At 64.3% G+C, this 16,462-nt stretch carries 15 protein-coding genes; 5 read left to right on the forward strand and 10 right to left on the reverse strand.

The window, feature by feature from the left end:
- The first annotated feature begins 11 nt into the window (after window positions 1–11).
- Both C8D77_RS21515 and C8D77_RS21520 read left to right on the forward strand, forming a co-directional pair.
- Window positions 12–1,544 carry a YifB family Mg chelatase-like AAA ATPase gene (locus C8D77_RS21515; protein WP_109667541.1) on the forward strand — a complete coding sequence of 511 codons (1,533 nt, stop codon included), beginning with the start codon at window positions 12–14 and terminating at the stop codon, window positions 1,542–1,544.
- Window positions 1,545–1,889: 345 nt separating this feature from the next.
- Window positions 1,890–2,429 (forward strand): J domain-containing protein, encoded by a 540-nt coding sequence (locus C8D77_RS21520; RefSeq protein WP_109667544.1) that lies wholly within the window; start codon window positions 1,890–1,892, stop codon window positions 2,427–2,429.
- A gap of 50 nt (window positions 2,430–2,479) precedes the next feature.
- On the opposite strand, the gene C8D77_RS21525 is transcribed toward C8D77_RS21520, so the two are convergent.
- From C8D77_RS21525 to C8D77_RS21560, 8 genes are all read right to left on the reverse strand, one after another.
- Window positions 2,480–4,648 (reverse strand): malate synthase G, encoded by a 2,169-nt coding sequence (locus tag C8D77_RS21525; protein ID WP_109667547.1) that lies wholly within the window; start codon window positions 4,646–4,648, stop codon window positions 2,480–2,482.
- 267 nt (window positions 4,649–4,915) lie between these two features.
- Window positions 4,916–6,958 carry a hydantoinase/oxoprolinase family protein gene (locus tag C8D77_RS21530; RefSeq protein WP_109667549.1) on the reverse strand — a complete coding sequence of 681 codons (2,043 nt, stop codon included), beginning with the start codon at window positions 6,956–6,958 and terminating at the stop codon, window positions 4,916–4,918.
- Between the two features lie 213 nt (window positions 6,959–7,171).
- The gene (locus tag C8D77_RS21535; RefSeq protein ID WP_109667551.1) at window positions 7,172–7,474 is read right to left on the reverse strand and encodes a cupredoxin domain-containing protein; all 303 of its coding nucleotides are present in this window, start codon (window positions 7,472–7,474) and stop codon (window positions 7,172–7,174) included.
- A gap of 57 nt (window positions 7,475–7,531) precedes the next feature.
- Window positions 7,532–8,158, reverse strand: a complete 627-nt coding sequence (locus C8D77_RS21540) for a CDGSH iron-sulfur domain-containing protein (protein WP_109667554.1) — start codon at window positions 8,156–8,158, stop codon at window positions 7,532–7,534.
- A 150-nt stretch (window positions 8,159–8,308) separates the two neighbouring features.
- Window positions 8,309–8,680: a hypothetical protein gene (locus C8D77_RS21545; RefSeq protein WP_109667556.1), complete on the reverse strand. Its 372-nt coding sequence runs from the start codon at window positions 8,678–8,680 to the stop codon at window positions 8,309–8,311.
- Window positions 8,681–8,804: 124 nt separating this feature from the next.
- Window positions 8,805–9,161, reverse strand: a complete 357-nt coding sequence (locus tag C8D77_RS21550) for a hypothetical protein (protein WP_109667786.1) — start codon at window positions 9,159–9,161, stop codon at window positions 8,805–8,807.
- A 48-nt stretch (window positions 9,162–9,209) separates the two neighbouring features.
- Window positions 9,210–10,697, reverse strand: a complete 1,488-nt coding sequence (locus C8D77_RS21555) for a pyridoxal phosphate-dependent decarboxylase family protein (protein WP_109667559.1) — start codon at window positions 10,695–10,697, stop codon at window positions 9,210–9,212.
- A 12-nt stretch (window positions 10,698–10,709) separates the two neighbouring features.
- A complete protein-coding gene (locus C8D77_RS21560; RefSeq protein ID WP_109667789.1) occupies window positions 10,710–11,798 on the reverse strand; it encodes a PLP-dependent cysteine synthase family protein in 1,089 nt (362 codons plus the stop codon).
- Window positions 11,799–12,051: 253 nt separating this feature from the next.
- Between C8D77_RS21560 and C8D77_RS21565 the strand changes: the two genes are divergently transcribed.
- On the forward strand, window positions 12,052–14,043 hold the full coding sequence (locus tag C8D77_RS21565) for a BTAD domain-containing putative transcriptional regulator (RefSeq protein WP_109667562.1): 1,992 nt from the start codon (window positions 12,052–12,054) through the stop codon (window positions 14,041–14,043).
- A 131-nt stretch (window positions 14,044–14,174) separates the two neighbouring features.
- Window positions 14,175–14,354: a hypothetical protein gene (locus C8D77_RS21570; RefSeq protein ID WP_164548818.1), complete on the forward strand. Its 180-nt coding sequence runs from the start codon at window positions 14,175–14,177 to the stop codon at window positions 14,352–14,354.
- Between the two features lie 136 nt (window positions 14,355–14,490).
- Here C8D77_RS21570 and C8D77_RS21575 read toward each other — a convergent pair whose 3' ends face one another.
- Window positions 14,491–15,033 (reverse strand): phosphatase PAP2 family protein, encoded by a 543-nt coding sequence (locus C8D77_RS21575; RefSeq protein WP_109667564.1) that lies wholly within the window; start codon window positions 15,031–15,033, stop codon window positions 14,491–14,493.
- A gap of 38 nt (window positions 15,034–15,071) precedes the next feature.
- On the opposite strand from C8D77_RS21575, the gene C8D77_RS21580 reads away from it, so the two are divergent.
- A complete protein-coding gene (locus C8D77_RS21580) occupies window positions 15,072–15,554 on the forward strand; it encodes a DUF2127 domain-containing protein (protein WP_109667567.1) in 483 nt (160 codons plus the stop codon).
- A gap of 121 nt (window positions 15,555–15,675) precedes the next feature.
- Here C8D77_RS21580 and C8D77_RS21585 read toward each other — a convergent pair whose 3' ends face one another.
- A complete protein-coding gene (locus tag C8D77_RS21585; protein WP_109667571.1) occupies window positions 15,676–16,218 on the reverse strand; it encodes a cytochrome b in 543 nt (180 codons plus the stop codon).
- Between the last annotated feature and the right edge of the window lie 244 nt (window positions 16,219–16,462).

Below are 16,462 nucleotides of genomic sequence, written 5' to 3' on the forward strand. Positions count from 1 at the left end.
GGGGTTGCACGATGGTGGCGCGGGTTCGCACGGTCGCTTTCCAGGGCATCGAGGCTGTGCCGGTCGACGTGCAGGTGATGATCGCGCCCGGCAAGGTCAACATGCACATCGTCGGCCTCGCCGACAAGGCGGTGGCCGAAAGCCGCGAGCGCGTGCAGGCAGCACTTCATGCTTCCGGCCTGTCGATGCCGTCGAAGAAGGTTACGGTCAATCTGGCGCCCGCCGATCTGCCCAAGGAAGGCAGCCATTACGATCTGCCGATCGCGCTTGGCCTGATGGCCGCCCTTGGCGCCATTCCGGGCGACATGCTGGCCGGCTATGTCGTGCTTGGCGAATTGTCGCTCGACGGCACGATTGCCGCCGTCGCCGGCGCCTTGCCGGCGGCAATCGCCGCCAATGCCGAGGGCAAGGGCTTGATCTGCCCGTTCGCCTGCGGGCCGGAAGCGGCCTGGGCGGGCAAGGATTTCGACATCCTGGCGCCGCGCAGCCTGATCGCCATCGCCAACCATTTTCGCGGCACGCAGGTGCTGTCGCGACCGGAAGCCGGCATCCACGCCGCGGCGCGCGACCTACCCGATCTCGCCGACATCAAGGGCCAGGAGACCGCCAAGCGGGCGCTGGAAGTGGCGGCCGCCGGTGGTCATAATCTGCTGATGATCGGGCCACCGGGATCGGGAAAATCGATGCTGGCGCAGCGGCTGCCTTCGATCCTTCCGCCGCTGGCGCCGAAGGAACTGCTCGAAGTGTCGATGATCGCCTCGGTGGCCGGCGAGCTCGGCGAAGGCAAGCTGACCGACCGGCGGCCGTTCCGCGCGCCGCACCATTCGGCCTCGATGGCGGCCATGGTTGGCGGTGGCATCCGCGCGCGGCCGGGCGAAGTGTCGCTCGCCCATCACGGCGTGCTGTTCCTCGACGAATTTCCCGAGTTCACGCCGCAGACGCTCGATGCGCTGCGCCAGCCGCTGGAGACCGGCGACTGCATGATCGCGCGGGCCAACCATCGCGTCACCTACCCGGCGCGCATCCAGCTGGTTGCGGCGATGAACCCGTGCCGATGCGGCATGGCCGGCGAGCCGGGCTATCGCTGCCTGCGCGGCGACCGCTGCCGCACCGACTACCAGGCGCGCATCTCAGGCCCGCTGCTCGACCGCATCGATCTCAGGATCGAAGTGCCGGCGGTCTCGGCCAGCGACCTGATCCGACCGGACCGGGCGGAGAAAAGTGCCGATGTGGCGCTGCGCGTGGCGCGTGCCCGCACCGTCCAGCGCGAACGCTTCGAACGGCTCGGCGCTACCCGAGCCACCACCAACGCGCATTGCGCGCCGTCGGTCATCGAGGAGATCGCCATGCCTGACGCCGCCGGCCTGTCGCTGCTCAAGGACGCCAGCGAGAAGCTCGCCTTTTCGGCGCGGGCCTACCACCGCGTGTTGAAGGTCGCGAGAACACTGGCCGATCTTGACGCCAGCGAAACCGTCGGCCGCATCCATCTGGCCGAAGCGATTTCTTATCGGATGAGTTCGGAGCGGGTGGCGCAGGCGGCGTAAGTCACCTGCCTGCTGATGGCCGTGCTTGCGGTTGTGGGTTTTGGTCCTGCCGGCGAAATCTGGCAGTACGCGATCTCGCGACAAGCTGACCCTGCCACGTTGCCTTCCGCGATCACGCCATAACCGCCACCCAGCGAATCGACCATCTCTGCAGTGCGGCGGACCTGATTGTCCGCTTGGCCGGCGTCCTCACCACCCAACGGCCCCCACCGAACGGGCGCCGGCCATTTTCTTCCTCTTCCAGAAGCGTGGCCGTTATCGACGCCGGACTTAAGTCTGGGCTTCTGCTTTGGATGTTCTTTATTTAGACAATGCGAATATGATTGCGGTTGAGGGTGTACCGCTATGTTCATTGACTACTACGAAGTTTTGGAAGTTAGCCCGAATGCCAACTCGGAAACGCTGGAGCGCATATTTCGCTATTTTGCGATGCGCTATCATCCAGACAATCAACAGACTGGCGATGAAGCCCGCTTCAGCGAAATCGTGGAAGCCCACAATACGCTCAAGGATCCGGTCAAGCGCGCTCAATACGACATCGCGTACAGAGACCATGCCGGCCTTCGCCGCGAGTTGACCGAGGAAGCCAGCAACACCAAAGGCATCGAGCGGGATGCTGTGATCCAGGCCAAACTGCTGTCGCTGCTTTACGCAAAGCGCCGCCACGACGTCACCGATCCTGGGATCGGAGATGTAGAGCTCGAACGATTGTCAGGCTGTCCGCGAGAACATCTCGAGTTTCATCTCTGGTATCTGAAAGCGAAAGGCTGGATAGCAAGAGTGGAAAACGGGACGATCGCGATTACGGTGGAAGGCGTGGACCGCGCCAATTCCGAATACCGTCGCGATCCCACCATTCGGCTGCTAGACCATACAGCTTCCTAACACCTTATCTCTCGCCGGAAGCCAGGTCGAAGACCCGCCGCCATGCCTCTTCAGCCCTGCTGCGCCTTCAGTTCCAGCCTCCGCGCGTGCAGCACCGGTTCGGTGTAGCCATTGGGCTGGACGCGGCCCTTGAAGACCAGGTCGAAGGCGGCGAGGAAGGCGATCGACTTGTCGAAGTCGGCGGCCATAGGCTGGTAGAGCGGGTCGCCAACATTCTGCAGGTCGACGATGGCCGCCATGCGCCGCAGGGAATCCATCACCTGGATGCGCGAGCAGACGTCGTGGTGCAGCCAGTTGGCGATGTGCTGCGAGGAGATGCGCAGCGTGGCGCGGTCTTCCATCAGGCCGACGTCGTTGATGTCAGGGACCTTTGAGCAACCGACGCCCTGGTCGATCCAGCGCACGACATAGCCCAGAATGCCTTGCGCGTTGTTGTCGAGTTCGCGCTGGATCTCGTCGGGAGTCCAGTTCGGCCTGACCGCGACCGGCACCGACAGGATATCGTCGAGCTTCGCCTTCGGCCGGCTCTTCAGCGCGGCCTGCACGGCATGGACGTCGACCTTGTGATAGTGGGTGGCGTGCAGCGTCGCCGCCGTCGGCGACGGCACCCAGGCGGTGTTGGCGCCGGCCTTGGGATGGGCGATCTTCTGTTCCAGCATCGCCGCCATCAGATCCGGCATCGCCCACATGCCCTTGCCGATCTGGGCATGGCCGGCCAGCCCGCATTCCAGCCCGGTGTCGACATTCCACGCCTCGTAGGCGGAAATCCAGGCGGCCTGCTTCATGTCGCCCTTGCGGATCATCGGGCCGGCTTCCATCGAGGTGTGGATCTCGTCGCCAGTGCGGTCGAGAAACCCAGTGTTGATGAAAACCACGCGTTCCCTGGCGGCGCGGATCGCTTCCTTGAGGTTGACGGTGGTGCGCCGCTCCTCGTCCATGATGCCCATCTTGATGGTATTCTTGGCCATGCCGAGCAGGGCCTCGACACGGTCGAATATCTCGACGGCGAAGGCGACTTCCTCAGGCCCATGCATCTTGGGTTTCACGACATACATCGAGCCCGCGCGGGAGTTCATGCGCCGCCCCTTCGGCCCGACGTCATGCAGCGCGATCAGAGCGGTCATCGCCGCATCCATAATGCCTTCCGGAACCTCGTTGCCGTCGCGGTCAAGGATCGCCGGGTTGGTCATGAGGTGGCCGACATTCCTGACCAGCATCAGCGAGCGGCCGGGCACGGTCAGCGTGCCGCCGGCGGGCGCGCTGTAGGAGCGGTCGGGATTGAGCTTGCGGACAAAACTCTTGCCGCCCTTGGTGATTTCTTCCGCCAGGTCACCCTTCATCAGGCCGAGCCAGTTGCGGTAGACGACGACCTTGTCCTCAGCATCCACCGCGGCGACCGAATCCTCGCAGTCCTGGATGGTGGTCAGCGCCGATTCCAGGATGACATCGGCGATGCCCGCCGGATCGGTGCGGCCGATCTGGTTGTCGCGGTCGATTACGATCTCGATGTGCAGGCCGTTGCGCACAAGCAGCACCGCATCGGGATTGGCGGCGTCGCCACGGTAGCCGACGAATTGCTTCGGGTTGGCCAGCGTGGTCGAGCCGGCACCGGCACTCAGCCGCAACCCGCCTTGCGCCAGCGACAGACCGTTGACCCCGGCCCATTTGCCCGAGGTGAGCGGGGCAGCCTCGTCGAGAAAGGTCTTCGTCCAGGCAACGACCTTGGCACCGCGCGCCGGGTTGAAGCTCTTGCCCTTTTCGGCGCCGTCGGTTTCGGGAATGGCGTCGGTGCCGTAGAGCGCATCGTAGAGCGAGCCCCAGCGCGCATTGGCGGCGTTGAGCGCATAGCGGGCATTCATGACCGGCACGACCAGCTGGGGGCCTGCAATGACTGATATTTCCGGGTCAACATTGTCGGTCGACACGCTGAAGGCCGGGCCTTCCGGAACGATATAGCCGATCTCCTTCAGGAAGCCTTTGTAGGCTTCCATATCGACGGGGGCGCCGTGGTCGCGATACCAGCCGTCGAGCTTCTCCTGCATGGCGTCGCGTTTCGCCAGCAGTGCCCGGTTCTTCGGCGCCAAATCATGGACGATGGCCGAAAACCCGTTCCAGAAGGCGTCCGCTTCGATGCCGGTGCCGGGCAGCGCTTCCTTGGCCACGAACTCATGCAGCTCGCGGGCAATCCGCAATCCGGCGATCTCGATGCGATCGGTCATCAGGCTACTCCAGATGAAAGGCTTTGCGGGCCTTTGGCATGTCAGGTCTGGCGGGTCAATTCAGCTTAGGGTGAAGGTGGGTGTTTTTGGCGAGCGGCGACGCTGCCGATCTCCCCCCTTGAGGGGGGAATTGGCCGGCAGGCCAGAGGGGGTCGCCGGACGTAAGGCGCTAGCCTCTTCTGTTCAAAGCAGGAGGTCGCGTCCCGTCGAACCGACCCCCTCTGTCGCCTTCGGCGACATCTCCCCCTCGAGGGGGAGATTACGCGCTCAAACCGCAATCCGCGGCCTTCCCGAGGCCACCGCCACCACATGCGCCTCGATGAACATGCGCTGGGCTTCGACGGTCGAGACGCGGAATTCGGTCGCGACGTCGATCTCGGCGCTGTCGGTGCCGGCCTCCCTGGCGCGCTGGGCGACGATGGCGCGGACATCGGCCTCGGCCGCTGCGATCGCCGCCGCCTCGTCGAGGAAATCGCGCACGGTTTCACCCGAGGCAAGACGAAACAGCCCTTCCTTGGGCTGGCTAACCCGCGCCTCGGCGGACACCCGCACCTGCCCAACGACGGCGCCGAGTGCGTTGGCGACATCGGTATCTTCCGGCACCACGCAGTCATTGCCGATCAGCGGCGACAGGCCGGCATAATGCAGCGGCGCCGAGGCGCCGAGGCCGATGACCGGGCGGTCGAGCGCCACGGTCAGCCGTGCAATGCCGGGATGCGCGTCGACCGCGCGCTGCACCAGCGCATGCGCCACGGTCGACGCACCATCGAGGCCGTCCTCGGCGAAGGCGGTTTCGAGGATATATTCGGCCGACCAGCGGGTCAGCGTCACCAGCACCCGCTCCGAGATCGCTTCGGGGGAAGCGGCGATGTACTGGCCACGGCCGTCGCGCTTGCGGGCGAACAGCTCGGCGCCGAGGCGCGCGGCAACGGGATCCCAGTTCGCCTGCTTGCCCAGCACATGGGCGGCGTCCGACGGGGTGAAGCCGGCGACATGCACCAGCCCGCGCGACACCAGCCGGTTCAGCGTCGCGTTCTGCGCGTTCGAGGTCAAAAGCCTGTCGATGGCGAGCGGCACGGCACCAATCAGCTCGTAGAGCTTGGCTTCGGCGCCGGTCAGGCCGGCGGCGAGCCGATCCGGCACGCCGGTGCGCACCGCGAAGCGGCCATCCATGCGGCCGGGATTGGGTGCCCGCAGTTGCCGTTCGAGTTCCGATGTGACGGCGCTGCCATGGGCCATGCCGGCCAGCGCCAGCGGCACCAGGCGGCGCGGCCCGAGCAGGATCTTCGGGTTGAGCGCGCCATCCTCCAGCGTCACTTCGGAATCGCCCCCGAGGCCGAAGGTGCGCATGGCGACCGCCTCGACCATGGTGCGGAAGCCGCCGACGGTGGCGCCCTCCGGATCGAGCCTGGGACGGCCGCCGTCGAGCACGGCGACATCGGTGGTGGTGCCGCCTATATCGGACACCATGGCGTTGTCGAGGCCGGTCATGTGGCGGGCGCCGACCAGGCTGGCGGCCGGGCCGGACAGGATGGTCTCGATCGGCCGCTGGCGGGCAAACGCCGCCGAAACCAGCGCGCCATCACCGCGCACCACCATCAGGGGTGCTGCAATGTTGCGCGCCTCGAGAAAGCCTTCGGTCGCCGCCACGAGCCGGTCGATCATCGAGATCAGCCTGGCGTTGAGCAGCGTCGTCAGCGCCCGGCGCGGACCGCCGAGCTTGGCCGACAGCTCGTGGCTTGATGTGACCGGCAGGCCGGTCTTGTCGCGGATCAGCTCACGGGCGGCGATCTCATGCGCCGGATTGCGGGTGGCGAAATAGGCGCAGACGGCAAAGCCGGATACCGACGCGCCGAGTTCCGGCAGCACCGCTTCCAGTCCGGACAGATCGAGCTTGGCGGCATTGCCATGGACGTCGTGGCCGCCCGGACAAAAAACCACCGGATCGGTGCCCAGCGCGGCCTTCAGCCCGTCGCGGGCGAGGTCGCCCTCGGAAAAGCCGATCATCACCAGCGCGACGCGACCGCCCTGGCCCTCGACCAGCGCGTTGGTGGCAAGCGTCGTTGACATCGAGACCAGCTTGATATCAGCGGGATCGGTGCCAGCCTTCTGCAGCACCGCGTCGACGGCGCCGGAAATGCCGACGGCGAGATCATGCCTGGTGGTCAGCGCCTTGGCCTTGGCCAGCACCTTGCCCTTGTTCGGCCCCTGCTGCGGGCCTTCCGTCTCTGACCACAGCACGGCATCGGTGTAGGTGCCGCCGGTGTCGATCCCGAGGAACAGCGGCTTTGGCTTGGTCTTGGCGGTCATTGCTGATGGCGGTCCGGCTGGCGAAATTATCTGTCCATGCCCTTAGCCGATACCGAGCGGGCGATAAAGCTGCGAGCGCTGGGCCAAGGGAAGAGAGCCAATCTCCCCCACGAGGAGGGAGATTGGCAGCTTTGCCGCAACGCTAGTAACCAGCTTCCACCGATGCTGGAAGTCTTATCGCCATGGCGGATGACAAGTCTGGCGAGGACGCCGCTATTTCGCGGTGACGGTGCCCTTCATCGAGCTGTGGATCGCACAATGGAATGGGTGCGCGCCGGCAGCTGATATCTTGACCTTGGCGCTCTTGCCGGTGGCGAGATGACCGGTGTCGAAGGAGCCGTCAAGCGCGGTGGCGGTGTGCGTCATCGGGTCGGCATTGGTGAAAGTGATGGTGTCGCCGACGGCGACCGAGATTTTGGACGGGGTGAATTTCATGCCCTTGATCTGAACCGCATGATTGGCGGCGTAGGCGGGCATGGCAAAGGCAAGCAGAGCAAGAACAAGCATGGTGCGCATGATGATTTCCTCCTGAGCGCGAACTCTCATCCTACACTAACGCTGGCGGACCTCCTTTCATGCCACGAAGCCTATTTTTTTATGCGTCCCATCGCAAAACGGCTTGTTGGCGGAATGGCCGCAGCGGCAGAGGAAGGTGCGTTGCGTGCGGTCGACCGTGTGGCCGGTGCCGGTGACGATCTCGACATTGCCTTCGAGCTTGAGCGGGCCGTTGGTGGTCGGCGTCACTTTCAGCGGGCCATTCCTCGCCTCCAGCGCCGGCGTGTCCTTCAGCGGCGGCTCGCCGGTGGCGGCAAAACCTGACTTGTTGTGGCTGCCGTCGCAGAACGGCTTGTTTTCCGAGGCGCCGCAGCGGCACAGCGTGGCGCGATAAAACGTTTCGCCGTCGAGCACGATCTCGGCATGCACGGCCAGCGGGCCGTTTTCACGCAGCCGCACTGTGTTGACCACCGGCGGCTGCTCCTGCGGCCCGCCATCCTTCCTGATGTAGGTGATGGCGCCCGAGGGGCAGCTTTCGGCGATGGCGACGATCTTCTCGACGCTGGCGGCCTCGGGATGGATCCACTGGCCCGGCGCGTTGGGTACGAAGACATGCGGATCGCCGAGCACGCAATTGCGCGAATGGATGCAGCGCTTGCCGGAGAATCCGACGTCGATCTTGTCGCTTTCGACCATGCCGGCCATAGCTGGGCTCCTCTTGCCTGAAGCACGTCGCATCCGAATGGATGTGGCGCGCTCTGGGTATTCGCGCAATTCCGCACGGAAAACCGCTTCACACTTTTCCTGGAATTGCTCTATGGCTCCGGCAGGATAACCGTCAAGCTGGCAAGCCGGTCAGGGGACCAGGTCGATTTCCTCGGTCTCGCCACCGCTGCAGGTATAGCAGCAATCCTCGCATTTTTCCTTGTTGCCGGGACCGACGCCCCAATAGGTGCCCTCGTCGCCATCGACCCAGGCGCCGTAGCAGATCGATTCGCCCTCGTTGCACGAGATCGGCAGCTGTTTGGTCTCGCCATCGTCAAGGAAGTAGTCCTTGTCCTCGCCCGGCCAGACATAGTCGCGGTCCTGGCTGTAGAGCTCGACGCGCATGGCGTTGGGGTGGCTGTTCTTGATGGCGAAGGTGATATCGGCGGCGTGCGCTGACGGCGCAAGCAGTGTGGCAAGCGACAACGCGACCAGCGTGCGGCGCGCGTAGGTGTAAAGCATGGTAACCCCCTGAAATAGCGGCCCACCCGGCCGCGGAGCGACCATCGCACGCTGCATTGAATCGCTAAAGGGATGATTGCAACAATTCCCGGACTGATTTTGGGGATATCGGCGTGCCTCTGCCCTAGGGCACCAGATCGATCGTCTCGGTCGAATGCTCCACGCAGATGAAGCAGCAGGTGTCGCAGGGCTGGTCATTGTCCGGTCCGACGCCGGCGGAGATGCTGTCGTCGCCATCGACCCAGGCACCGTAGCAGATATGTTCGCCCTGATTGCAGGAGAGCGGCACGGATTTCTGCGAGCTGGGGTCGATCAGGAACACCTTGTCGTTGCCCGGCCAGACCGTCTCGCGGTCGCGGCTGAACAGCTCGACCGCGACTGCTTCCGTGCGCAGGTTCTTGACGAAGAAGGCCATCTCGGCGGCCTGCGCCGAGGTGGTGAAGAGCAAGGCCGCAAGTGCAGCCATACGAAAGAGCGTCACCATCGGACCTCGCGAATCATTCCGGCAGAATCGCATGCCTGCCGGGAACTAGGAAGGCGCAGCCGCCGGCGCCGAGATCTCACGCCCCAGTCGCACCGTTTCCCGCACCAGAAGATCGAAATCCTCGCGCCTTGTGCGATGGTTGGTGATCGCCGCGCGCACCCAGTGCTCGCCATGCACCGTGGTGTCCGACAGAGCGGCAATGCCCTGTTCCTGCAGCCGCAGCATGATCTCGGTGTTGAGCACCTTCAGCGCCTCGCCGGCCAAACCGGGCTGATAGCGGAAGCAGACGATGTTGATGGTCGGCACTGCCGCCAGCTCCAGGTCCGGCTCGGTCTCGATCAATCCCGCGAGATAGAAAGCTTGTGCGATGTTCTGGTCGATCAGGCGGCCGAACTTGTCGATGCCGTGCTCCTTCAGCGCCATCCACACCTTGAGCGCGCGAAAGCCGCGCGACGTCTGCAAGCCGTAGTCGTGCAGCCATTCGCCGGAGGCCAGGCCGCGCGGCGTTGATTCCAGATATTCCGGCGTCACGGCGAAGGTCCGGCGATGCGCGATGGCATCCCTGACCAGGGCGCAGCCGACCTCGAACGGCGCATGCAGCCATTTGTGGGGATCGAGCGCAACTGAATCGGCCCATTCGATGCCGGCGACGCGATGGGCATTTTCAGGCGCAATGGCGACCAGCGCGCCGATACAGCCGTCGACATGGAACCAGAGGTCCTCCTCATGGGCCAGCTTGGCGAGCGTCCGCAGGTCGTCGATCGCCCCGGTGTTGACCGTGCCGGCATTGCCGATGATACAGGCCGGCTTGAATCCTGCCGCGCGGTCCTCGGCGATCGCCGCGCGCAAGGCAGCGATATCGATGCGCAGCCCGGCATCGGTCGGAATGCGGCGCAGCGCCTTGTTGCCAAGGCCGAGCGCCTCCATTGCCTTGCGGTGGCAGGAATGGATCTGGTCTGAGCCATAGAAACGCAGTGGCTTCTCGATGGCGGCAACGCCGTGCTCGCGCACGTCGATGCCCGCCTTGGTGTTACGCGCCACCGTCAGCCCGATAAGGTTGGCCATCGAGCCGCCGCTGACCAGCGTGCCGCTGGCAGAAGCCGGAAAGCCCAGCATCTCTTTGCACCAGTTAACCACCTGGCTGTCCATCAGCCCGGCGGCGTGGTTGCCGCCGCCGAGGTTGGAGCCCTGGATTGCCGCCAGGAAATCGCCGAGCGCGCCGGTGAAGTTGCTCGATCCCATATACCAGGACCAGAAGCGCGGATGGATGTTGCCCATCGGATAGGACATCACCGTGCGCGAGACCTCGCCATAGACAGCGGCAAGCGGCGCCGGCGATCGCGGCAGCGGTGCCGCGAAGACCTCTCGCACATCCGCAGGCATCTCCCGCCAGACTGGGCGGTCGCGCAGGTCGCGCAGATAGTCGACCGCATCGTCGATAATCTGGTGCGACAGGGCCTGCACATCGGCCCAGTCCTGGGGATCGAGCGTTTCCTCGGCCATCAGGCCGAGGGGTTCCTGTACGGCGTCCATACCGATCTCCCGTCAAGCCGCCGGAAACTGGCAGCCGGGCGTCGAGCGCGAAAGGGCAGCCTCATCGGCGTCCATCTCGGCCTCGATGCCGTCGAACAGCGGCGTCGACATGTAGCGTTCGCCGGTGTCGGGCAGCATGCACAGGATCACCGCCCCGGCCTGTGCCTGCTCGGCGACTTGCCGCGCCACGGCAAAAGTGGCGCCGCCGGAGATGCCGGTGAAGACGCCTTCCTGGCGCGCCAGCGCCTTGGCCCATTTGATACCCTCGGGCCCTGCAATGGGCATCACCTCGTCGTAGAGGCTGGCGTCGATCGCTTCCTGCAGCACGTTGGGGATGAAATCCGGCGTCCAGCCCTGGATCGGGTGCGGCTCGAAGGCGGGGTGGCTGGCGGCAGGGGCGCCATCGGCACCACGCTGCTGCACCTTGCCGCTGCCGATGAGCTGCGCGTTGGCCGGTTCGGACAGCACGATGCGGGTTTCCGGCCGCTCCCGGCGCAGCACGCGCGCCACGCCGACGACCGTGCCGCCGGTGCCATAGCCGGTGATGAAGCAGTCGAGCCGCGAACCGGCGAAGTCATTGACGATCTCCCGCGCGGTCGTCGCCTCGTGGATGGCGGCGTTGGCGGCCGTCTCGAACTGGCGGGCGAGGAACCAGCCATTCGCCTCGGCCAGCTCCACCGCCTTCTTGTACATGCCGAAGCCTTTTTCAGCGCGCGGCGTCAGCACCACCTTGGCGCCCAGCATGCGCATCAGCTTGCGGCGCTCGACCGAAAAGCTGTCGGCCATGGTGACGACCAGCGGATAGCCCTTCTGCGCGCAGACCATGGCCAGGCCGATGCCGGTGTTGCCGCTGGTCGCCTCGACCACCGTCTGGCCCGGCTTCAGCGCGCCGCTGCGCTCGCCCTCCTCGATGATGTTGAGCGCCAGCCGGTCCTTCACCGAAGCGCCGGGATTGAAGAACTCGGCCTTGACATAGATCGTCGCGTGAGCTGGTCCCAGATTGTTGATACGGACCACCGGCGTGTCGCCGACGGTGTCGAGAATGCTGTCGAAAAGGCGGCCGCGGCCGGCCGTGGTCCTGATTTTCTGCTGATGCAACATCTTGGTCTCCTCGATTGTCATCGTGTCTTGTCATCACGGGCCGGTTACAAACCGGCGGGTTGTGCGGCGAAGTTTCGTGACCTTGCTGCGCTAGGACTGACATGCCGCACTGCGGCAATGGTGGTGTCCGGCGCGTAATCCGCTGCCGCATGCGCCTTGTCGTGTTTGGTGATACAGGAGTGGCCGACAGGCCAGCGTGGGAGCAGGCGTGGAAACCGACGTGGAATCCGCACGATCGAGGCTGGGCGGCGAGATGCCGGCGCTTTCCGTGCGCCTGCTCGGACCGCTGGTAATCTCCCGCAACGATGTGCCGGTTGCGTTGCCCTCGTCACGCAAGCTGCGCGCTCTGTTCGCCTATCTGGCGCTGGCGCCGCATCCGGTCGGCCGCAGCCGCCTGTGCGAGCTGTTGTGGGATGTACCGAACGATCCAAGGGGCGAGCTGCGCTGGTGCCTGAGCAAGCTGCGGGGCACACTCGACGCGCCAGACCGACACCGGGTCGTGACACAGGGCGACACGGTAGCGCTCGATCTGAGCGATTGCCTGGTCGATGCGCTGGAAGTCAGCCAGGCCGTCACGCAAGGGCTCGGCACGCTTGATGTCGAGCGCTTGCGGGTGCTGGCCGGGCTGTTTGCCGGGGATTTGCTCGACGGTCCGGAGGTCGAGCGCAGCCCGCATTTCAACAGCTGGCTGATCGCCCAGCGTCGCCGTTTTCACGCGTGCCATATCGCCGTGCTGGAACAGCTTGTCGCGAGCCTGCCGGCGGATAGCGACGAGGCGATCGTTCATCTCGACACATGGGTGGAACTGGCGCCGTTCGACGAGCGTGCGCATGCAGCCCTTCTGGCCAGTCTGGCCCGGCGCGGCGAGGTCGGCGCGGCCGAGCAGCACCTGGCTTCGGCGGAACGATTGTTTCAGTCGGAGGAACTGGATTTCGCACAGCTTCGCGCGGCCTGGCGGGCAATCCGTAACCAACAGTCGGGTACCCCGCTCCGGCCGCAGCAGGCCTGCCTGTCCACAATATCGCAGTTGGCCGCGGCGCCCTCAGATGCCGGCCCGGTCGAACCCAGCCACGCTTCGCTGGCGGTGATGCCGTTTGTCGAGGAGAGCGGCGGCACGCGCGGCGGATTGGCCGATGGTTTCACCCACGACATCATCACCCGCCTCTCCAAGCTCAGGGATTTCTTCGTCATCGCGCGCGGATCGGTGTTTGCGCTGGCCGAGAAGGACATCGCGCCCGAGGATGCCGGCCGCCGGCTGAATGTCGACTATGTCGCCACCGGCACCGTGCGCAGCCCGCCCGGCCGCCTTATTGTCAGCGTCGAACTGATCGAGGTGCGCACCGCCAGGATCGTCTGGGCCGAGACGTTCGAGCGCAGGCCCGACGACATCTTTTCCGTACTCGACGATATCGGCAACAGCATCGTCTCGTCTATCTCGGCCGAGATCGAAACGGTCGAGCGCAACCGCGCCATGCTGAAAGCCCCCAGTTCGCTCAACGCCTGGGAAGCCTATCATCGCGGCCTCTGGCACATGTACCGCTTCACCCAGGCGGAAAACGAGCAGGCGCGGCATTTCTTTGCCCAGGCCTTGCAGCTCGACCCGACCTTTGCCCGCGCCTATGCCGGCCTGTCTTTCACCCATTGGCAGAACGCCTTCCAGCGCTGGGGCGACCGCGACCGCGAAAGCGCGCTGGCCTTCGAGAGCGCCGGCCACAGCCTGCTGGTCGACGACCACAATCCGGCCGCGCACTGGGCGATGGGGCGGGCGCTGTGGCTGCGCGGCGAGCAGGACAGCTCGCTGATCGAACTGGAACGGGCGGTGGACCTCAGTCCCAATTTCGCGCTTGGCCACTATGCGCTGTCCTTCGTCCATTCGCAGTCGGGCGACCCGCAAGCGGCGATCGGCTCCTCCGACCATTCGCGCCATCTCAGCCCCTTCGACCCGCTGCTGTTCGGCATGCTGGGCGCGCGGGCGATGGCGCATGTCCGGCTCGGCCAGTTCGAGGAGGCGGCCGAATGGGCGCTGAGGGCGGCGGCGCGGCCCAACGCGCACGCCATCATCCTGGCGATCGCAGCACATTGCCTTGCTCTGGCCGGACGGCTCGACGAGGCACGCGGCTTTGCCGCCGTCATCCGCAAGACATTGCCGAGCTATGGCGTCGACGATTTCATCGGCACATTCCGCTTCGAGCCGGACGCCGTAGCGCTGTTCCGGCAAGGGGCAAGGCGGATCGGGCTGCGCTGAAGCCGGGCGATCGCCATCTGGGGGATCGCCTGGGAATTCCGCCTCAATTCCGCCCGGTTAACACTGTCGGAAGGGGTTGCTTAACCGTTCGCGGCTATGTCACGGCCGGGGGGTCTGACAAAGTGAGTATGATGAGCAACAGCCCCGACAAGCGCAATGAATGGCGCGCCATTTTTTACGTGCAAGCCCGCGTTGCCATCCTGTTTGTCCCGGTGGTTGCCAGCCTGCTGATCATAGCGGCACTCGCCGGCAACGAACGCAAATCCGTTCCCAGCACGATCGACCCGACCGTCACAGGCTCCGTGCGATAAACGGCGCGGCAGCCGGCAGCGAACGCCTGTCAAAACGCTTCGAACCGACCGCCGCGATGCTCTGCCAACGGCCACCCATGTCGAGGAGCCCGCCGAGCGGCTCCTCTGTCCGAGTGCGTCTTCGAACAGCGCCGACCTAAAGAATTTTGGTCACCAGTTTGTCCAGCCGGGAGTTCTCCCGGTAAGCCAGCCGCACAATGATGGCGCCCAGGATGCCAGTGATGGCCCCGCCGACAACGTCGGTCAGGTAGTGCGTCCCGATGTAGATTCTCGACCAGCAGACCAGGAATGCCATGACGAGAAGCGCAGTCGTCCGACGCGGGAGACCTTGCATCGCAAAGGCCGCAACAATCGCAATGGTGGCTGTCGCGTGATCGGACGGGAATGACCAGTCGGCGCTGGGCGCAATCAACAGATGCGTCACACCGGCATCGTAGGGCCTCACCCGATGCACGAAGAGAAGAATGAACTGGTTGACCGCAAGACCCAGCAAGAACGCCAGGCCGGCGGATATCGCCGCGTGGCGAACATGATAGCGGTCGGCCTTCGCCCACCATTGCAGGACCACGGCCAGCACCATGAGGGGAACGCCGATTTGTGAGATGCCGACCATTGCATTATCAAGAAAAGGGCTGATACCGGCCGCGGCGTTTATCCAGTGCGTTAAAGCTGCATCCATTTGGCGTCGGTTCCCGCGATTGGTCGTGAGGTGGATTTTTGAAGCCCGTCGATGAACACCGCATCCATCAGATTTTTGAAGTCAGCGTCTGGTTCAAGGGCGCACATGCCCTGATTGAGTGCATCGGTGGGATACTGCTCTATGTCATCACCACCGACACCATTGCCTCCTGGGTCAATGCTCTCACCCAGGAGGAATTGATCGAAGATCCGAACGATTTCATAGCGAGCCATCTGTCGCAGATGGCAAGCCATTTTTCGATCGCCAGCAAGGAGTTCTACGCCTTCTACCTGCTCAGCCACGGCCTGATAAAGCTGGCCTTGGTTGTCGGCCTCCTGAGAGGCAAGCTTTGGTCGTATCCAGCATCGCTCGCGGCATTGGGCTTGTTCATGGTCTATCAAGTCTACCGCTACTCCTACACCCATTCGTTCGGCCTGCTCGTCCTGACCGTCTTCGATGCGGCCGTCATGGTGCTGATCTGGCACGAGTGGAAGATCGTGCGACGGCACAAGCCGGCATGACAGTTGAACCGCCGGCCTCATCCCTGTTCACTGGTCTGGAGCCCTGCCTTCACGCAATTCCCAAGGGAAAGCGCTATGCGCTTTTCCCGGGAAAACCGTCTCACACTTTCCCGGACTTGCTCTAAGAACTCGCGCTTTCCGGCAGCATTCGCTTGAGCACGTCGTCCTTGCGGATGAAATGGTGCCACAGCGCCGCGGCCGCGTGCACTCCGGCGAGGATGAGGATCGAATTGGCGCAGAGGCTGTGCAGTTCCCTGATGAACCGGGCCGTGTCGCGGTCGGGAGAGACCGGAGCCGGGATGGTGAAAAGGCCAAAGAAGCTCAAGGCGTCGCCCCTGTACCACGTCAGCAGGATGCCGAGAACCGGAATGGCCACGAGTAGCCCATAAAGCAGCAGATGCGCGATCTTTGCGGCCCATCGTTCAAGCTCTGACATCTCCATCGGCAGCCCTGGCGTTCCCAGCATCAGCCGCAGGCCGACGCGGATAACGACCAGCGCGAACAGCAGCAGCCCAAACGAAATATGAAGCCACCAGACGAGCGCACGACCGGGGTCGCCGCGCGGAAAAAGCTCCTCCACATAGGTCAGGCCATAAAGGCCGATGACCAGCAGAAACACCGCCCAGTGAATGGCCTTTTGCGCGCTTGTATAGGTGGGGTTCATGCGAGCCTTCCGTTTTGAATGTTTCTAAATTAGCCGCGATCATGTCAAAGCTTTGTCGGGCTCTGGTGATCGTGAGAGGCATTACGATCTACCAGCGCTCAGTGACAGTGTGGATTGCAGCGGGTAGCTACCGGGATCGCGAATATGAAGTGAAAGTCGATCCCCAGCGATGGTACTCGCATGTGGAAAGAAGCCGCCAGATACAGGTCGGGAATGTGTGCCTGTAAAGCGGGGCCGCCTTCCT

Source organism: Mesorhizobium loti (genome assembly GCF_003148495.1).
GTDB lineage: Bacteria > Pseudomonadota > Alphaproteobacteria > Rhizobiales > Rhizobiaceae > Mesorhizobium > Mesorhizobium loti.

Excerpts from the sequence above, each read along its gene's own strand:
- C8D77_RS21515 (WP_109667541.1), top strand. The coding sequence starts at position 12 with ATGGTGGCGCGGGTTCGCACGGTCGCTTTCCAGGGCATCGAGGCTGTG.
- C8D77_RS21520 (WP_109667544.1), top strand. The coding sequence starts at position 1,890 with ATGTTCATTGACTACTACGAAGTTTTGGAAGTTAGCCCGAATGCCAAC.
- C8D77_RS21525 (WP_109667547.1), bottom strand. The coding sequence starts at position 4,648 with ATGACCGATCGCATCGAGATCGCCGGATTGCGGATTGCCCGCGAGCTG.
- C8D77_RS21530 (WP_109667549.1), bottom strand. The coding sequence starts at position 6,958 with ATGACCGCCAAGACCAAGCCAAAGCCGCTGTTCCTCGGGATCGACACC.
- C8D77_RS21535 (WP_109667551.1), bottom strand. The coding sequence starts at position 7,474 with ATGCGCACCATGCTTGTTCTTGCTCTGCTTGCCTTTGCCATGCCCGCC.
- C8D77_RS21540 (WP_109667554.1), bottom strand. The coding sequence starts at position 8,158 with ATGGCCGGCATGGTCGAAAGCGACAAGATCGACGTCGGATTCTCCGGC.
- C8D77_RS21545 (WP_109667556.1), bottom strand. The coding sequence starts at position 8,680 with ATGCTTTACACCTACGCGCGCCGCACGCTGGTCGCGTTGTCGCTTGCC.
- C8D77_RS21555 (WP_109667559.1), bottom strand. The coding sequence starts at position 10,697 with ATGGACGCCGTACAGGAACCCCTCGGCCTGATGGCCGAGGAAACGCTC.
- C8D77_RS21560 (WP_109667789.1), bottom strand. The coding sequence starts at position 11,798 with ATGTTGCATCAGCAGAAAATCAGGACCACGGCCGGCCGCGGCCGCCTT.
- C8D77_RS21565 (WP_109667562.1), top strand. The coding sequence starts at position 12,052 with ATGCCGGCGCTTTCCGTGCGCCTGCTCGGACCGCTGGTAATCTCCCGC.
- C8D77_RS21570 (WP_164548818.1), top strand. The coding sequence starts at position 14,175 with ATGAGCAACAGCCCCGACAAGCGCAATGAATGGCGCGCCATTTTTTAC.
- C8D77_RS21575 (WP_109667564.1), bottom strand. The coding sequence starts at position 15,033 with ATGGATGCAGCTTTAACGCACTGGATAAACGCCGCGGCCGGTATCAGC.
- C8D77_RS21585 (WP_109667571.1), bottom strand. The coding sequence starts at position 16,218 with ATGAACCCCACCTATACAAGCGCGCAAAAGGCCATTCACTGGGCGGTG.